This is a genomic window from Hahella sp. HNIBRBA332 (assembly GCF_030719035.1).
GTDB lineage: Bacteria > Pseudomonadota > Gammaproteobacteria > Pseudomonadales > Oleiphilaceae > Hahella.
This window is the reverse complement of record NZ_CP132203.1, coordinates 6,885,001-6,898,451: the sequence shown is the minus strand read 5'-3', so window position 1 is coordinate 6,898,451 and position 13,451 is coordinate 6,885,001. Positions and strand designations below refer to the sequence as shown.

The 13,451-nt window shown below is 49.0% G+C and carries 13 protein-coding genes, 2 rRNA genes, 1 pseudogene and 1 other annotated feature (1 of these 17 running past the window's edge); of the genes and pseudogenes, 3 read left to right on the top strand and 13 right to left on the bottom strand.

From position 1 onward, the window contains the following. Positions 1-90 precede the first annotated feature (90 nt). The 11 genes from O5O45_RS30690 to O5O45_RS30640 all read right to left on the bottom strand — a co-directional run bounded on the left by O5O45_RS30690 (position 91) and on the right by O5O45_RS30640 (position 9,878). Positions 91-849 carry a cytochrome c1 gene (locus O5O45_RS30690; RefSeq protein WP_305903047.1) on the bottom strand — a complete coding sequence of 253 codons (759 nt, stop codon included), beginning with the start codon at positions 847-849 and terminating at the stop codon, positions 91-93. Further along, positions 849-2,081, bottom strand: a complete 1,233-nt coding sequence (locus tag O5O45_RS30685) for a cytochrome b (protein ID WP_305903046.1) — start codon at positions 2,079-2,081, stop codon at positions 849-851. Before O5O45_RS30685 ends, O5O45_RS30690 begins: the two co-directional genes overlap by 1 nt. Continuing rightward, positions 2,081-2,662, bottom strand: a complete 582-nt coding sequence (gene petA, locus O5O45_RS30680) for a ubiquinol-cytochrome c reductase iron-sulfur subunit (RefSeq protein WP_305903045.1) — start codon at positions 2,660-2,662, stop codon at positions 2,081-2,083. Before petA ends, O5O45_RS30685 begins: the two co-directional genes overlap by 1 nt. Positions 2,663-2,909: 247 nt before the next feature. Beyond that, on the bottom strand, positions 2,910-3,302 hold the full coding sequence (gene rpsI / locus O5O45_RS30675) for a 30S ribosomal protein S9 (protein ID WP_305903044.1): 393 nt from the start codon (positions 3,300-3,302) through the stop codon (positions 2,910-2,912). Positions 3,303-3,313: 11 nt separating this feature from the next. Further along, positions 3,314-3,742, bottom strand: coding sequence for a 50S ribosomal protein L13 (gene rplM, locus O5O45_RS30670; RefSeq protein ID WP_011399611.1), 429 nt, complete (start codon positions 3,740-3,742; stop codon positions 3,314-3,316). A 236-nt stretch (positions 3,743-3,978) separates the two neighbouring features. Next, the gene (locus tag O5O45_RS30665; protein WP_305903043.1) at positions 3,979-4,755 is read right to left on the bottom strand and encodes a TatD family hydrolase; all 777 of its coding nucleotides are present in this window, start codon (positions 4,753-4,755) and stop codon (positions 3,979-3,981) included. Between the two features lie 11 nt (positions 4,756-4,766). Continuing rightward, positions 4,767-6,344 carry a peptide chain release factor 3 gene (prfC, locus tag O5O45_RS30660; RefSeq protein WP_305903042.1) on the bottom strand — a complete coding sequence of 526 codons (1,578 nt, stop codon included), beginning with the start codon at positions 6,342-6,344 and terminating at the stop codon, positions 4,767-4,769. A gap of 66 nt (positions 6,345-6,410) precedes the next feature. Continuing rightward, positions 6,411-7,070 (bottom strand): energy-coupling factor ABC transporter permease, encoded by a 660-nt coding sequence (locus O5O45_RS30655; protein WP_305903041.1) that lies wholly within the window; start codon positions 7,068-7,070, stop codon positions 6,411-6,413. Between the two features lie 3 nt (positions 7,071-7,073). After that, entirely contained in the window at positions 7,074-7,544 is a 471-nt protein-coding gene (gene rimI / locus O5O45_RS30650) for a ribosomal protein S18-alanine N-acetyltransferase (protein WP_305903040.1), read from the bottom strand. Further along, on the bottom strand, positions 7,537-8,313 hold the full coding sequence (locus tag O5O45_RS30645) for a hypothetical protein (protein WP_305903039.1): 777 nt from the start codon (positions 8,311-8,313) through the stop codon (positions 7,537-7,539). The genes rimI and O5O45_RS30645 overlap by 8 nt, the downstream gene beginning before the upstream one ends. A gap of 20 nt (positions 8,314-8,333) precedes the next feature. Then, complete coding sequence (locus O5O45_RS30640) at positions 8,334-9,878, bottom strand: 2-isopropylmalate synthase (RefSeq protein ID WP_305903038.1); 1,545 nt, start codon at positions 9,876-9,878, stop codon at positions 8,334-8,336. Between the two features lie 555 nt (positions 9,879-10,433). On the opposite strand from O5O45_RS30640, the gene O5O45_RS30635 reads away from it, so the two are divergent. From O5O45_RS30635 to O5O45_RS30625, 3 genes and pseudogenes are all read left to right on the top strand, one after another. Next, positions 10,434-11,468 carry a PEP-CTERM sorting domain-containing protein gene (locus O5O45_RS30635; protein ID WP_305903037.1) on the top strand — a complete coding sequence of 345 codons (1,035 nt, stop codon included), beginning with the start codon at positions 10,434-10,436 and terminating at the stop codon, positions 11,466-11,468. A gap of 323 nt (positions 11,469-11,791) precedes the next feature. After that, positions 11,792-11,908 (top strand) — a sequence feature (AL1L pseudoknot). 68 nt (positions 11,909-11,976) lie between these two features. Continuing rightward, a pseudogene (locus O5O45_RS30630) lies at positions 11,977-12,144 on the top strand (IS3 family transposase); the annotation flags it as partial. Positions 12,145-12,219: 75 nt separating this feature from the next. Beyond that, positions 12,220-12,528 carry an OB-fold nucleic acid binding domain-containing protein gene (locus O5O45_RS30625; protein WP_305902776.1) on the top strand — a complete coding sequence of 103 codons (309 nt, stop codon included), beginning with the start codon at positions 12,220-12,222 and terminating at the stop codon, positions 12,526-12,528. Between the two features lie 129 nt (positions 12,529-12,657). Here O5O45_RS30625 and rrf read toward each other — a convergent pair. Together rrf and O5O45_RS30615 are read right to left on the bottom strand one after the other, a co-directional pair. After that, positions 12,658-12,770: ribosomal RNA gene (gene rrf, locus O5O45_RS30620) — 5S ribosomal RNA — on the bottom strand. A gap of 117 nt (positions 12,771-12,887) precedes the next feature. Further along, positions 12,888-13,451 (bottom strand): 23S ribosomal RNA (locus O5O45_RS30615) (it continues 2,327 nt past the right edge of the window).

The following is a 13,451-nucleotide window of genomic DNA, read 5'->3' as shown; positions in this document are numbered from 1 at the left end:
AACTCAGATTATTCAGAAAGAAAAATTCCAGCATCAGGGGCACCCGATGCTGGAGCTTTTATCCAAGGTCGAACATTATACACGAAAAGACTAGTGAACGTCTTTCCAATATTCTCTGTTGAGGAGGTATGCAGGAACGAACAGAACCACCAAGAACAACAACACGAACGGGGCGATCTCTTCACTTTCCAACCTTGACGGCTCGCCTACATAAGCCAGGAAGTTGACCATATCTCGAATCGCAGCATCATACTCCTGCGGCTCCATGCTGCCCGTTGTAGCAAATGACTTACACCCCGGCGCACCAACTTCAACACCACTTAGGGGGTCAATACCCGCCTTGCTGCCCAGCTCTGGCTTTTCAGCGCACAGTCCCTGCAGATCGACTAGAACATGGGGCATACCAACGTCTTTAAATACAACATTGTTGACACCCCACGGACGAGACTCGTCTTTATAGAATCCCCGCAAATAGCTATACAACCAATCCGGCCCGCGCAACCTAGAAACCAGAGTCAAATCAGGAGGCGCTGCGCCAAACCAACTTTGCGCCATGGAAGGAGCCATTGCGATATCCATCAGCTGCCCGATCTTCGCATCGCCGAAGATTAGATTCTCTTCGTAAAGGTTGTGCGGAATACCGATATCATCCGCTACACGCTCATAACGAGAATACTTTAATGAGTGGCAGCCCATGCAATAGTTGGTAAACATCGCAGCCCCTCTTTGCAAAGAAGGCTTATCGCGAATATCAACATCCACATGATCCAAATGAACGTCTCCGCCGCCGGCCGCATGTGCAAGAGACGTCACGCACGAGAGAAGCAGAACTTTGAGTATGCTTTTCATTAGTGAGTCACCCTCTCTGGTACAGGTTTAGTCTTTTCTGCTCTGGTATACCAAGGCATCAATAGGAAGTAAGCGAAATATAAGCCTGTACATAGAGGAGCAAGCCAACTCGGCTGCTCATTAGCCGGCAAGACTCCACAAACGCCCAAAATTACGAAGCTGACGACAAGCACTAAAAGTGCAATTTTACTCATCGCTCCCTTATAACGAATAGACTTCACAGGGCTGCGATCCAACCAAGGCAACACAAACAGAATTGCTATTGCAGCCCCCATAACGACGACGCCCCAGAACTTCGCGTCCACACCAAATAGTGGGTATGTGATTGCACGAAGCATCGCGTAGAAAGGTGTGAAGTACCATACCGGCGCAATATGCTCAGGGGTTTTCAGCGGGTTTGCCGGCTCGAAGTTAGGCTTTTCAAGGAAGTAGCCATTCATTTCAGGAAAATAGAATACGACTACGCAGAATACGAACAAGAATACAATCAAAGCTACGATGTCATGCACCGTATAGTAGGGGTGAAAGGGAATTCCATCTTTAGGAATGCCGTTTTCATCCTTATTCTTTTTAATTTCAACGCCATCCGGGTTATTAGACCCCACTTCATGTAGCGCCAAAATATGCAATACCACCAAACCAAGCAGTACGATTGGTAAAGCGATGACATGCAAAGCAAAGAATCGGTTAAGGGTAATACCCGATATTAGATAGTCGCCCCGAATCCATTGAGCCAAGTCTTCCCCCACATAAGGTATGGCCCCAAATAGAGAAACAATAACTTGCGCGCCCCAGTATGACATTTGCCCCCAAGGCAACAAATAGCCCAAGAATGCTTCCGCCATCAAGCACAGATAGATGGTCATGCCAAAGATCCAAACTAGCTCACGGGGCTTTTTATAAGAACCGTACAAGAGCCCTCGGAACATATGCAGGTAAACGACGACAAAGAAAGCGGATGCGCCAGTCGAATGCATCAATCGAATCAGCCACCCGAACTCAACATCGCGCATAATGTACTCTACTGAAGCAAACGCGCCTTCAGCGGAGGGGTTATAGCTCATTGTCAACCAAATGCCCGTAAGCAACTGGTTAATTAGAACAACCAAAGACAAAGAACCAAAGAAATACCATACGTTAAAGTTTTTTGGCGCATAGTACTTGCTCATGTGCTTTTCGAAGGCATCGACGATTGGCAGGCGATCGTCGATCCACTGGATAAGCTTCTGCATTATGCGTTCTCCTTGTCTTCACCTACGATGAGGTTCACGTCATCAACATACATGTGGGGAGGCACTTCAAGATTCTTTGGAGCAGGAACATCTTTGAAGACCCTTCCCGCCAAGTCGAACTTGCTACCATGACAAGGACAGTAAAAACCGCCAACGGTTTCATCGGGAATGACCTCTGGCAAGAACTTTGGCGAGCAACCCAGATGCGTACAAATTCCAACCAGTATGACGTATTCATCTTTGATGGAGCGATGAGGGTTTTGAGCGTATGCGGGTTGCTGTAGCTTTTCGGATTGCGGGTCCTGCAGTTCTTCCGTAATCGAATCCAAGCCTTTCAGCATTTCCGGCGTTCTCCGCACAACCCAAACAGGCTTGCCCCGCCATTCAACAGTCATCTGTTGACCAGGTTCAAGCTTACTGATATTGACCTTAACAGGCGCGCCAGCGGCTTTTGCTTTAGCGCTAGGGTTCCAGGAAGCGACAAAAGGCACGGCTGCGCCGATGGCGCCGATACCTCCAACGACCGAGGTTGCTCCCACCAGAAAACGACGGCGGCTCTTATTCACGTCGTCTTTCGTCATACTAGGTTTCTCCCATCAGGCAGCAATTTGAGGCCAAAATCAGGCCATTATGCTCTTATTTCTTCAGGCGTAAAATCCGGCTGACATACTAATTAAAATGCCTTATCGATACAAGGACGACGCACGTGCGGCGAGGCCTTGTCTCAACAATATTGATCCAAGTTAAATATCCGTCGGACGATTTTCGCTTATGTTCAGCGGAAACAAAAAAGCCCGGATTACCGGGCTTTTTATTTTAGCGTATCGATTAACGCTTGGAGAATTGCGGACGCTTACGCGCTTTACGCAGACCCACTTTCTTACGTTCAACTTCACGAGCATCGCGAGTAACGTAACCGGCCTTACGCAGCGGAGAACGATTCGCTTCATCATATTGAATCAGCGCACGAGTGATGCCGTGACGAATTGCGCCAGCTTGGCCAGAAGGACCACCGCCTTTAACAGTAACAAATACATCAAAATTGCCAATAGAGTCCAACAACTCCAGAGGCTGACGTACGACCATACGCGCGGTTTCACGACCAAAGTATGAATCCAGATCAGTCTGGTTCACAGTAATTTTTCCGCTACCGGGTCTCAGGAAGACGCGAGCAGTCGAAGTTTTACGACGACCTGTACCGTAGTATTGAGTAACAGACATATCCACCTTCCTTAAATTTTCAGTTCAATCGGTTGCTGAGCGGTATGCGGGTGTTCAGCCGAAGCGTATACCTTGAGCTTTTTCAGCATCGCACGACCTAAAGGATTGCGCGGCATCATGCCTTTAACAGCTGTTTCGATAACACGCTCAGGAGCATGTTGGATCAGCTTATCGAAAGACATTTCTTTCAAGCCGCCAGGATAGCCTGTGTGACGATAGTACATTTTGTCTTGAGCTTTGTTACCAGTAACACGCACTTTCTCTGCGTTTACCACAACAATGTAATCCCCAGTGTCAACATGAGGGGTATATTCCGCTTTGTGCTTGCCCCTCAAGCGACGGGCGATTTCAGTAGAAAGACGTCCAAGCGTCTTGTCGGTCGCGTCTATAACATACCAGTCACGCTTTACGGTTTCTGGCTTAGCGCTGATCGTTTTCATTTAAATCCCGCCTTACTCTTAAATTCTCGGCTGATTAATCCAAATAAAACGCACGCTGCGCCTCTCCTTCGGGGAAAGTTACAACGACGTTCTGACTTTTCGAAACTCGGGCTTCGGGGCTTCGCCAAAGTTCCTAACTATATTGCAAATCCGGGCGCAGGATTATATTGCACTTCCTGCTCAATTGCTACTCTAAATCCAATTAATTACACAGCCCACAAAGTTAAGGCTTCGACTCAAGGCTTGGGAAAATCGAATGTATCGATAGTGTTTTGAAGAATCGTGTCGGATATCCGTTCTGGGGCCTCTTCTCTCAAAGCGCACAACACACTAAATACCAGGGGAATCAATTCTGGTGAATTACGCCGCCCCTGTCGACCACACAACGGCATATCCGGAGCGTCGGTTTCTAACAACAGGGACTCCAAGGGAAGTCTGGAAATCGCTTTCCTGGTTTTTTGCGCTCGGTCATAGGTGATGACGCCGCCAACACCTAATTTGAGCCCCAGCCTTACAAACTGCATCCCCTCTTCATAGCTTCCTGAGAAGGCGTGCACAACACCACACTTAACGCCAGATTCTTTGACCAGCTTCACAAGCTGACTATGAGTCTTTCTTGAGTGAAGAATCACAGGAAGATCTAGCGCTTTCGCCATCCTTAGCTGCTCACACAAAAAAAGCATCTGCGAGTCAAAATCAATGTCCGCCGTTGCATCCAGCCCACATTCGCCCACGGCGGAGACATCCGTACGCTGTTCGCGCAACCTGTCACCCAACTCATTCAGATGGAATTCTGAGTGCTCGCGCAGATAGAGAGGATGGATACCCAGCGCGAAATCAAGCTCGTCAAAGCTCTTAGCCAACTGAGATATACGAGCCCAATTTTGAATACCTACCGAGGGCGCAACGATACGCTTTACCCCCAATTCCCTGGCACTGAGTAACACCTCTTCCCTGTCGTCATCGAAATCGGGAAAATCAAAGTGGCAATGGCTATCTATAAAAGTCGCCATCGCCAATCCTCTTAGTGCTCCCGCGTCTTCCGGAACTGAACATCCGGGTAACGCTCGATGGCGAGCTGCAAGTTAACATTCGTCGGCGCAAGATAGGTTAAGTTGTCACCACCGTCGAGTGATAAGTTTTCGGATACCTTCCGCCTGAATTCTTCCAGCTTTTTCGGATCTTTTGCATCAACCCAGCGAGCCGTGGAAACATTTACCGGCTCGTACACCGCTTCCACCTTGTATTCAGACTTGAGGCGATGCACCACCACATCAAACTGCAACATCCCCACTGCCCCAACAATCAAGTCGTTGTTATTGAGTGGCCTGAACACCTGCACAGCGCCCTCTTCAGACAACTGAATCAGACCTTTTTGTAGCTGCTTGGACTTTAAAGGATCCTTCAGGCGAATACGGCGGAATAGCTCCGGTGCAAAGTTAGGGATGCCGCTAAATTTCAACTCTTCCCCTTCGCTGAAGGTATCGCCAATCTGAATAGTGCCGTGGTTATGCAAGCCGATGATGTCGCCTGCGAACGCCTCTTCCGCCCGAGCTCGGTCTCCCGCCATGAAAGTCAGCGCGTCAGCAATACGAACATCTTTACCTAATCGCACATGCTTTATTTTCATGCCCTGTTCGTAACGTCCTGAACAGACCCTCAAGAAGGCGATTCGGTCACGATGAAGCGGATCCATATTGGCCTGTATCTTGAACACAAAGCCGGAAAACTTCTCGTCTTCCGCCTCAACAATGCGCTTGTCAGTCTCTCTGGGCTGAGGAGATGGAGCCCATGCAACCAAACCATCCAACATATGATCAACGCCAAAGTTACCTAGCGCTGTGCCAAAAAATACTGGGGTCAACTCACCAGCCAAAAAAGCCTGATGATCGAATTCATGAGAAGCGCCTTGCAACAATTCGATTTCGCCGCGCAAATTCTCTGCGTCCGAGCCAAGTACCTGATCTAATTCAGGGTTATCCAAGCCTTTAATCGTGCGCCCATCCTGGAGAGTATGCCCCTTACCAGTCTGGTATAAAATGACTTCGTCCCGCAGAAGATGGTATACGCCCTTGAACCCCTTACCCATTCCAATGGGCCAGGAAATAGGCGCGCACTTAATTTTCAGCACATCCTCGACCTCATCCAACAACTCCATTGGATCTCGAATATCGCGGTCAAGTTTATTCATGAAAGTAATGATTGGCGTATCGCGCAGCCGTGTGACTTCCATTAACTTGATAGTGCGCTCCTCGACACCTTTTGCGCTGTCTATGACCATCAAACATGAGTCAACCGCAGTCAAAGTACGATAGGTGTCTTCAGAGAAGTCTTCGTGACCCGGGGTATCAAGCAGGTTTACCAGAGAGTCGTCATAAGGGAACTGCATAACGGAAGTGGTTACGGAGATACCTCGCTCTTTTTCCATTTCCATCCAGTCGGATTTCGCAAATTGGCCGGACTTTTTACCTTTTACTGTACCGGCTTTCTGCAACGCACCGCCATGTAAGAGCACTTTCTCAGTAATGGTGGTTTTACCCGCATCAGGGTGAGAGATAATGGCGAATGTACGACGGCGTTTGATTTCTTCACGAAGTCCCATGACAAACCTTGAACATCTGGCGAATTGAGGGCGAACATTATAGCGCCGCAAACAGAGTGTCAAAAGCTATTGATAGCGACTGGAATCAAAGGTTCTAAGCACACTTGGGAAATACACCATCATACCTGTCGCCAACATTCCATTAATCACGCCTTCAGGCAAGGCTATCAAAGGGAGATAAGCGAGCATTAAAGAGTGATCCTGACTCCATTCGCCGCCTCCGAGCCAGCAAATCGACATTCCAAACAATACGCTGCCGACTATCGACAGTCCACCGCCCAGAAAACCGTTGACCAAAGGATAAGCAAAGAACAGCCGCCCACCAGACTTCCTTTCCATATCTACAGCCCATTTGGTCACCATTACGGGGATGAATACTACCCCTAGAAAATTCAAAGGGATAAGCAGCCAGGGAGTAGAGCCCAAGAGCGCCAGTAACGATAATCCGATAAAGCCGGCAAGCAGCGTCAACTCCCAATCCAGAACCAGGGTTAGCGCGCTTAGAAGGAGAAAATGAAGAGAAACGCCAAAATCGACATCAATTCTGAGGCGCCAAAACAACCCCAGGGCCAATGCACATCCCCAGAAAATATGCTGCAACGTATTGTCTTGCCGCAAAAGTGCATGGCAGCGCCTAACCCACAACAGAGCGATATACCCAATTATCACTCCCCACAACCCCAGCTCAACAGCCAAAGGCAACAAGTCGGAGCGCAGATATTCCACAACTTACTCTTCGCAACGCAATTTCATCGACATAACAATGGCGTCTTCACGACCATCGGAAGCGGGGTAATAGGCTTTTCGGTAACCAATCTCATTAAAGCCCAACTTTCTGTACAGCTGCACGGCTGCGACATTGCTGGCGCGCACCTCTAAAAATAGCTCCACCATATTTTGCGCACGAAAACGCTCCAGCAAAAACGCCATAAAAGATGCCCCCATACCATTTCCTTGCAGCGCTCGCGCTACGCATAAATTAAGCAAGTGTGCTTCGTCTATAACCATTGAGGTTACCGCATGTCCGACCACTTCGTCTTTATATATAGCGACCCAACATTCAGAAGCTCCCGTCAAACACTCTTTAAAAACACCTTCAGTCCAAGGATGAGAATAAGCCCCACGCTCATTATTTAAAACTAAGGGTAAGTCCGCTTCGGTCATTAACCTGAAAGCAAGATCGGATTTTTGATCAGTCATTGGAGTAGAGATACTGACGAAGCTTGCGCCACACGAATTTTTTGATGGATGGGTTATGAAGCATTTCATTTAAAGACGGCAATTGCAGAAGCCTGTCGTCCTTCCACAAAGGGTCCAAACCGCCTAAAGCCACCGCAATTTCTGCGTCACAGAATAGAATGCAGTACTTCAGACTATTGGGGGCAGCCCAGCGCGCCAGAAGTTTAGTCAGCATCGCGTCGTCTTGCATCGGCAACCCTTTGCGTTCAAATGGCGGCCAGGAGAAAAGGCTATACGCATCTTTCCATTGCTCTCCCAAGCCAACCGCCAACGCAATATTGGCCAGAAGCTGGCCACCGGACGATTCAGGAGTTATATCTGCTTCTCCCTTAGACAGCGCCAGCATCCCAATGTCATCCCCTTTTATGCTCATCGCACGCAGCTTATTGATAGTTGGAGGAGATGATTTTACCAATACAGGTATTGGGGAAGCGTCTTTCTTATCCTGTTCCTGGGTTTTCTTCTGTTTAACCTGCTCCGGCTGAGCGATAGCAGACATCGTTTGGCGAAGAGCCGCTGCTTGCTGAGCGCTTTTTAATGATGGCGCTTTGAGCGGACTGGCTTTGCTCGCGCGTCGCTCTATATCTCGATTATCTAGTTCCTCAGATGTCTCCTCGAACTCAAATAGTGTGGAAGGAGCAGCATTCGGCAATTGACGGCGTGCATACCACACCGCAATTCCCATTTCACTTAAATATGTCTGTCTGTCGTTCTCGTACAAAAAGTTCATAATTGTATTCGCAGGAAAAATCACACTTCACTCTGCGGATGCTGCTTCCTTTTATCTGAAGAAATCAGGTTCAGGGCGTTGATATATGCCTTCGCTGAAGCGATCACAATATCGGTGTCCGCGCCAACGCCATTTACGATCCTGCCTCCACGCTCCAGACGGACAGTCACCTCTCCCTGCGAGTCAGTTCCGCTGGTTATGTTGTTAACCGAATATAGCTGCAAGCTCGCGCCAGAAGAGGCTATTTCCTCTATCGCCCGATAAGTCGCATCAACAGGCCCGCCCCCTTCCGCAGAAGCTGTTCGTTCATCTCCGTTTATTATCAAGGTGACTTTCGAAATAGGCGTAACGCCGGTTTCACTGCGAACAGACATACAGACCAATTTATAAATTTCATCATCTTCTGATAGCTCTACAGCACTAACCAAAGCCTGCAAGTCTTCATCGAAAATTTCATGCTTCTTATCAGCCAAGTCTTTGAAGCGAGCAAAGGCTTCGTTAAGCGCAGTTTCTGAATCAAATTCATAGCCAAGTTCATGCAGCCTGGTGCGAAAAGCATTACGACCAGAGTGCTTGCCCAACACCAGACTGTTGGTGCGCCAACCTACGTCCTGCGCCTGCATGATTTCATATGTTTCCCTATGCTTAAGCACGCCATCCTGATGGATGCCAGACTCATGCGCGAACGCATTAGCGCCGACTATCGCCTTATTTGGCTGCACAGGGAACCCTGTAATTGTCGAGACCAGACGGGAAGTTGGCACTATGAACTGCGTATCCAAGCGAGTTTCAACGGCAAATAGATCTTTCCGGGTTCTCACCGCCATAACGATCTCTTCTAACGCCGCATTTCCCGCCCTCTCACCCAGCCCGTTAATAGTGCATTCCACCTGACGAGCGCCGCTCATCACCGCCGCGAGGGAGTTCGCCACGGCTAGCCCCAAATCATTGTGACAGTGTACGGAGAATATTGCTTTATCTGCATTGGGAACTCTTTCCAATAGAGTTTGAATCGTTTCGCCAAACTGCTGCGGAATCGCATAACCTACCGTATCAGGGATATTAATTGTTCTCGCGCCAGCGGCTATCGCCGCTTCTATAATTCTACAGAGAAAGTCTATCTCTGAGCGTCCCGCGTCTTCGCAAGAAAACTCAACATCGTCCGTGTACATCCTGGCGCGTTCAACCGCCCTGATAGCCTGCTCCACGACTTGATCAGGCTGCATCTGCAATTTGTACTTCATATGGATTGGGGAAGTGGCTATGAACGTATGAATACGAGCTAATTTGGCCGGCTTCAAAGCCTCAGCAGCACGATCTATATCCTTATCTAACGCTCTCGCCAAACTACATACGGTGGATTCACTGACAGACTCAGCAATCGCCTTAACCGCCTCAAAGTCTCCGGGACTGGCGATGGCGAAACCCGCCTCTATGACATCCACCTTCATTTTTTCCAGCGCCTTGGCGATACGCAGCTTCTCATTCTTTGTCATGGAGGCGCCAGGGCTTTGCTCTCCATCACGTAAGGTTGTATCGAATATCACCAAATGTCCGCTGCTCATCGCGACTCTCCCACTTCATTTAAAAGGCGTCCGCCACTATCAGAAAAGTATTATACGCTCAGACATAAACACGACTACCAGTATGTCACAAGATGCGTAAAAAGAGCCGCGCGCCCTAACTTCACTTGCAGACATTGCGGATAACAAACGCTCTACCGTTCAAAGACTTTACACTTTCTCAATGTTTCCTATTGCTCCACACTTATAATAAATAGGAATAAAAAACAGCTATAAATGCAGAGTATCTTGAAATGCCTTCTTTATAGAATCAAATCCGAATATTATGACCTAGTCCAACCTCGACGCCCCGCCACATAGGGATAAGCCTTTAAGAATAACCCTTCACCGATTCACCGAGAACACTTCCATTCTTCATGTCCAATGGGTTTACAACTATTTGAGAATGAGAAATCAAACAACCAAACACTAAGTCATTATCCTATTTAGCATTTTAATAAATATGGCCAAATTTGTGCTTATTGGGACCCTGAGTCAATTCCAAACACTTCATTTATTAACAAGCTCACTAACTACAATCGACATCAGGAGATAACTATGAAACGATTGGCGTGCTCTTTCGCGCTAACGGCGCTATTGCCGCTCTCAGCAATGGCAGACTCTATTTCCCCTTCCTCGTACTCTGCCACACTAGGTGTGGGTGAGAGCGTGACAATCACCAAGACGGTTACCATTGATGCAGAAGCCACCACTTCAAAAGTGGACGTATTCTTTCTCATGGACGAAACCGGAAGCATGGGTGGAGAAATTGCAGCCGTAAAAGCAGCGGCAAGCTCAATATTAAGCACCGCAGCAGGCTTTGGAGACATTAATTTTGGAGTTGGCGGCTACCGCGATATATCTGACGCTTTCACCTACCGCACACTCACCGATATGACTGCTAATACCTCTGTGGCACAAGCAGCCATCAATAATTGGGAAGCATTTGGAGGCAGAGACCGCCCTGAGGCAAATATCTACGCCCTCGAACAGGTGGCAAACACTGTTTCATGGCGTCCAGATGCAGAACGCATCCTTCTATGGTTCGGCGACGCAACAGGCCATGACCCGTCTCTGGGTTCAACCGAAGCGAGCGCCACTGCGGCTCTGCAGGCGGCAAGCATTCAAGTGGAAGCCATCGACGTTGCATCCAGCTGCAGGATAGGCTACTGCTTGGACGGCACCGGGCAGGCTACCCGTATTACCGCAGCAACTGGTGGCACCTATCATGCTGGCATCGACACCTCCTCGCTAGTTGACACTATCAACGAGGCTATTTCCAATGCCATATCCACATACTCTGAAGTAGCGCTTGATATTTCTGACGCACCTCCTGGCATGGTATCCGTGTCTCCTGGTGTATACACCGGCTCATTCACTCGTGATAGCGCTGCAACTTACGAGTTTGAAGTAACTTTTACTGGCACAACTCCAGGAACTCACGATTTTGACATCTACGCCACCGTTGACGGTGGTCGAGTCGCTACAGAGAAGGACCACATTGTTGTCGCCTCAGCAGTTCCAGAACCGGCTAGCTTGGCACTGATGGGACTTGGTCTGGCTGGCTTGTTGGCACGTCGCAGAAAGAGCTAACTTCTTCTGCTAAAAAAGGGCGTTTTACAACGCCCTTTTTCTTCAAAGAACCACAGCCAAACTTTGCACGAAAAATCAACTCTATATAAGTCCTCGAAATCTTGGTTTGTAGCATACTCAGTCTGCCCAAATGCAGCTCCATTCTGACCCAACAAAGCAAGCTTTGAATCTCCCAGGTTTGTCGGAGGCCAGTCTTCTCGAGAGAGTTAGCCTGTAAACAAACGATCTGGAGACTCCCCTCGAAGTACGTGAACACGCAGTGAAGAGTTCGAACGGGAGAACCGTGAGCTTAAACGCGCCAATGAGATTTTGCGAAAGGCGGCGGCTTTTTTCACCCAAGCGGAGCTCGACCGCAAACCGAAGCAATGGTCGAATTTATTGACCAGGAACAGGAGGCGTATGGTGTCGAGTCAATCTGAAAAGTCTTGCCGATGGCTCCGTCTACGTACTACCGCCGTAAACATCTTGCCGCTACCCTGGAACAGCGCTGTGATCGCACGAAGAGAACTTACAGGTCTACAGCGCCCGCATGATCTGGAATCAGCTAAACCGCGGAGATATAACCGTGGCGCGCTGTACTGTCGCACGATTGATGAGCGAAATGGGGCTGGAAGGCGTGCTGTGTGGTAAGTCCTGTCGCACCACAATTCCCGATGAACTAGCCGACAGCCGCTAGAGCTGGTTAATCGCAACGTCAGCGCCGAGCGCCCGAGCCAGTTGCACAGCCCATAGATCCATAGAGGCAGCTGAAGTGACTACACAAAAAGCAGGCCTCAAGACCTATGTAGCAGGCGTGGTCATTAACAGGCAACGCCCAAAAACCTCGACAGGAGTAACTTTTATCACGCTGGAAGATGAAACGGGCTCAATCAATATCATTGCTTGGAAAAAAACAGCGATGGCGCAGATGGACGTCCTCATCAAAGCGCGACAGCTAATGGTATACGGAGAGATCGATAAGGATGACGAAGGGAGCGTAGCGCACGTCATCGCCCATCGTTTGACGGACCTGACGCCGCACCTGGAGGAACTGGAGTCGCGATCAAGGGACTTTCACTGAGCTTGAAGGGTTTGTTTGTGGTAGATGAAGCGCTCTACGGGAATAGTAAGAGGGGCTCTGACGCCTGGCCTGGGCATAAACTCCAGGCATAAAAAAACCCGTCACGAGGACGGGTTCTTCGTATTAAGAGCCTGACGACGACCTACTCTTGCATGGGAATCCACACTACCATCGGCGCTGGACTGTTTCACTTCTGAGTTCGGAATGGGATCAGGTGGTTCCAGTCCGCTATGATCATCAGGCAAAACCGTTAAGCTTTGTCTTAGTTCTAGCTTGTCTAGTTGGCGCTTGGTCAGAAGACCTTTAACTTGGATAAGCAGTTATACTCAATCAATACCGGTAAATTACTTCGGTGTTATATGGTCAAGCCTCTCGGGCAATTAGTACTGGTTAGCTCAACGCCTCGCAGCGCTTACACACCCAGCCTATCAACCTCGTGGTCTACAAGGGCCCTTTAGGAGGATCAAGTCCTCAGGGAGATCTTATCTTGAAGGGGGCTTCCCGCTTAGATGCTTTCAGCGGTTATCCCGTCCGAACATAGCTACCGGGCAATGCGATTGGCATCACAACCCGAACACCAGCGGTTCGTTCACTCCGGTCCTCTCGTACTAGGAGCAACTCTCCTCAAATCTCCAACGTCCACGGCAGATAGGGACCGAACTGTCTCACGACGTTCTAAACCCAGCTCGCGTACCACTTTAAATGGCGAACAGCCATACCCTTGGGACCGGCTTCAGCCCCAGGATGTGATGAGCCGACATCGAGGTGCCAAACACCGCCGTCGATGTGAACTCTTGGGCGGTATCAGCCTGTTATCCCCGGAGTACCTTTTATCCGTTGAGCGATGGCCCTTCCATACAGAACCACCGGATCACTAAGACCTACTTTCGTACCTGCTCGACGTGTTTGTCTCGCAGTTAAGC

What these genes read in the sequence shown, in the direction of transcription:
- O5O45_RS30665 (WP_305903043.1), bottom strand. Translation starts at nt 4,755, where the DNA reads ATGGCGACTTTTATAGATAGCCATTGCCACTTTGATTTTCCCGATTTC.
- petA (WP_305903045.1), bottom strand. Translation starts at nt 2,662, where the DNA reads ATGACGAAAGACGACGTGAATAAGAGCCGCCGTCGTTTTCTGGTGGGA.
- O5O45_RS30635 (WP_305903037.1), top strand. Translation starts at nt 10,434, where the DNA reads ATGAAACGATTGGCGTGCTCTTTCGCGCTAACGGCGCTATTGCCGCTC.
- prfC (WP_305903042.1), bottom strand. Translation starts at nt 6,344, where the DNA reads ATGGGACTTCGTGAAGAAATCAAACGCCGTCGTACATTCGCCATTATC.
- rplM (WP_011399611.1), bottom strand. Translation starts at nt 3,742, where the DNA reads ATGAAAACGATCAGCGCTAAGCCAGAAACCGTAAAGCGTGACTGGTAT.
- O5O45_RS30645 (WP_305903039.1), bottom strand. Translation starts at nt 8,313, where the DNA reads ATGAACTTTTTGTACGAGAACGACAGACAGACATATTTAAGTGAAATG.
- O5O45_RS30690 (WP_305903047.1), bottom strand. Translation starts at nt 849, where the DNA reads ATGAAAAGCATACTCAAAGTTCTGCTTCTCTCGTGCGTGACGTCTCTT.
- O5O45_RS30640 (WP_305903038.1), bottom strand. Translation starts at nt 9,878, where the DNA reads ATGAGCAGCGGACATTTGGTGATATTCGATACAACCTTACGTGATGGA.
- rimI (WP_305903040.1), bottom strand. Translation starts at nt 7,544, where the DNA reads ATGACTGATCAAAAATCCGATCTTGCTTTCAGGTTAATGACCGAAGCG.
- rpsI (WP_305903044.1), bottom strand. Translation starts at nt 3,302, where the DNA reads ATGTCTGTTACTCAATACTACGGTACAGGTCGTCGTAAAACTTCGACT.
- O5O45_RS30685 (WP_305903046.1), bottom strand. Translation starts at nt 2,081, where the DNA reads ATGCAGAAGCTTATCCAGTGGATCGACGATCGCCTGCCAATCGTCGAT.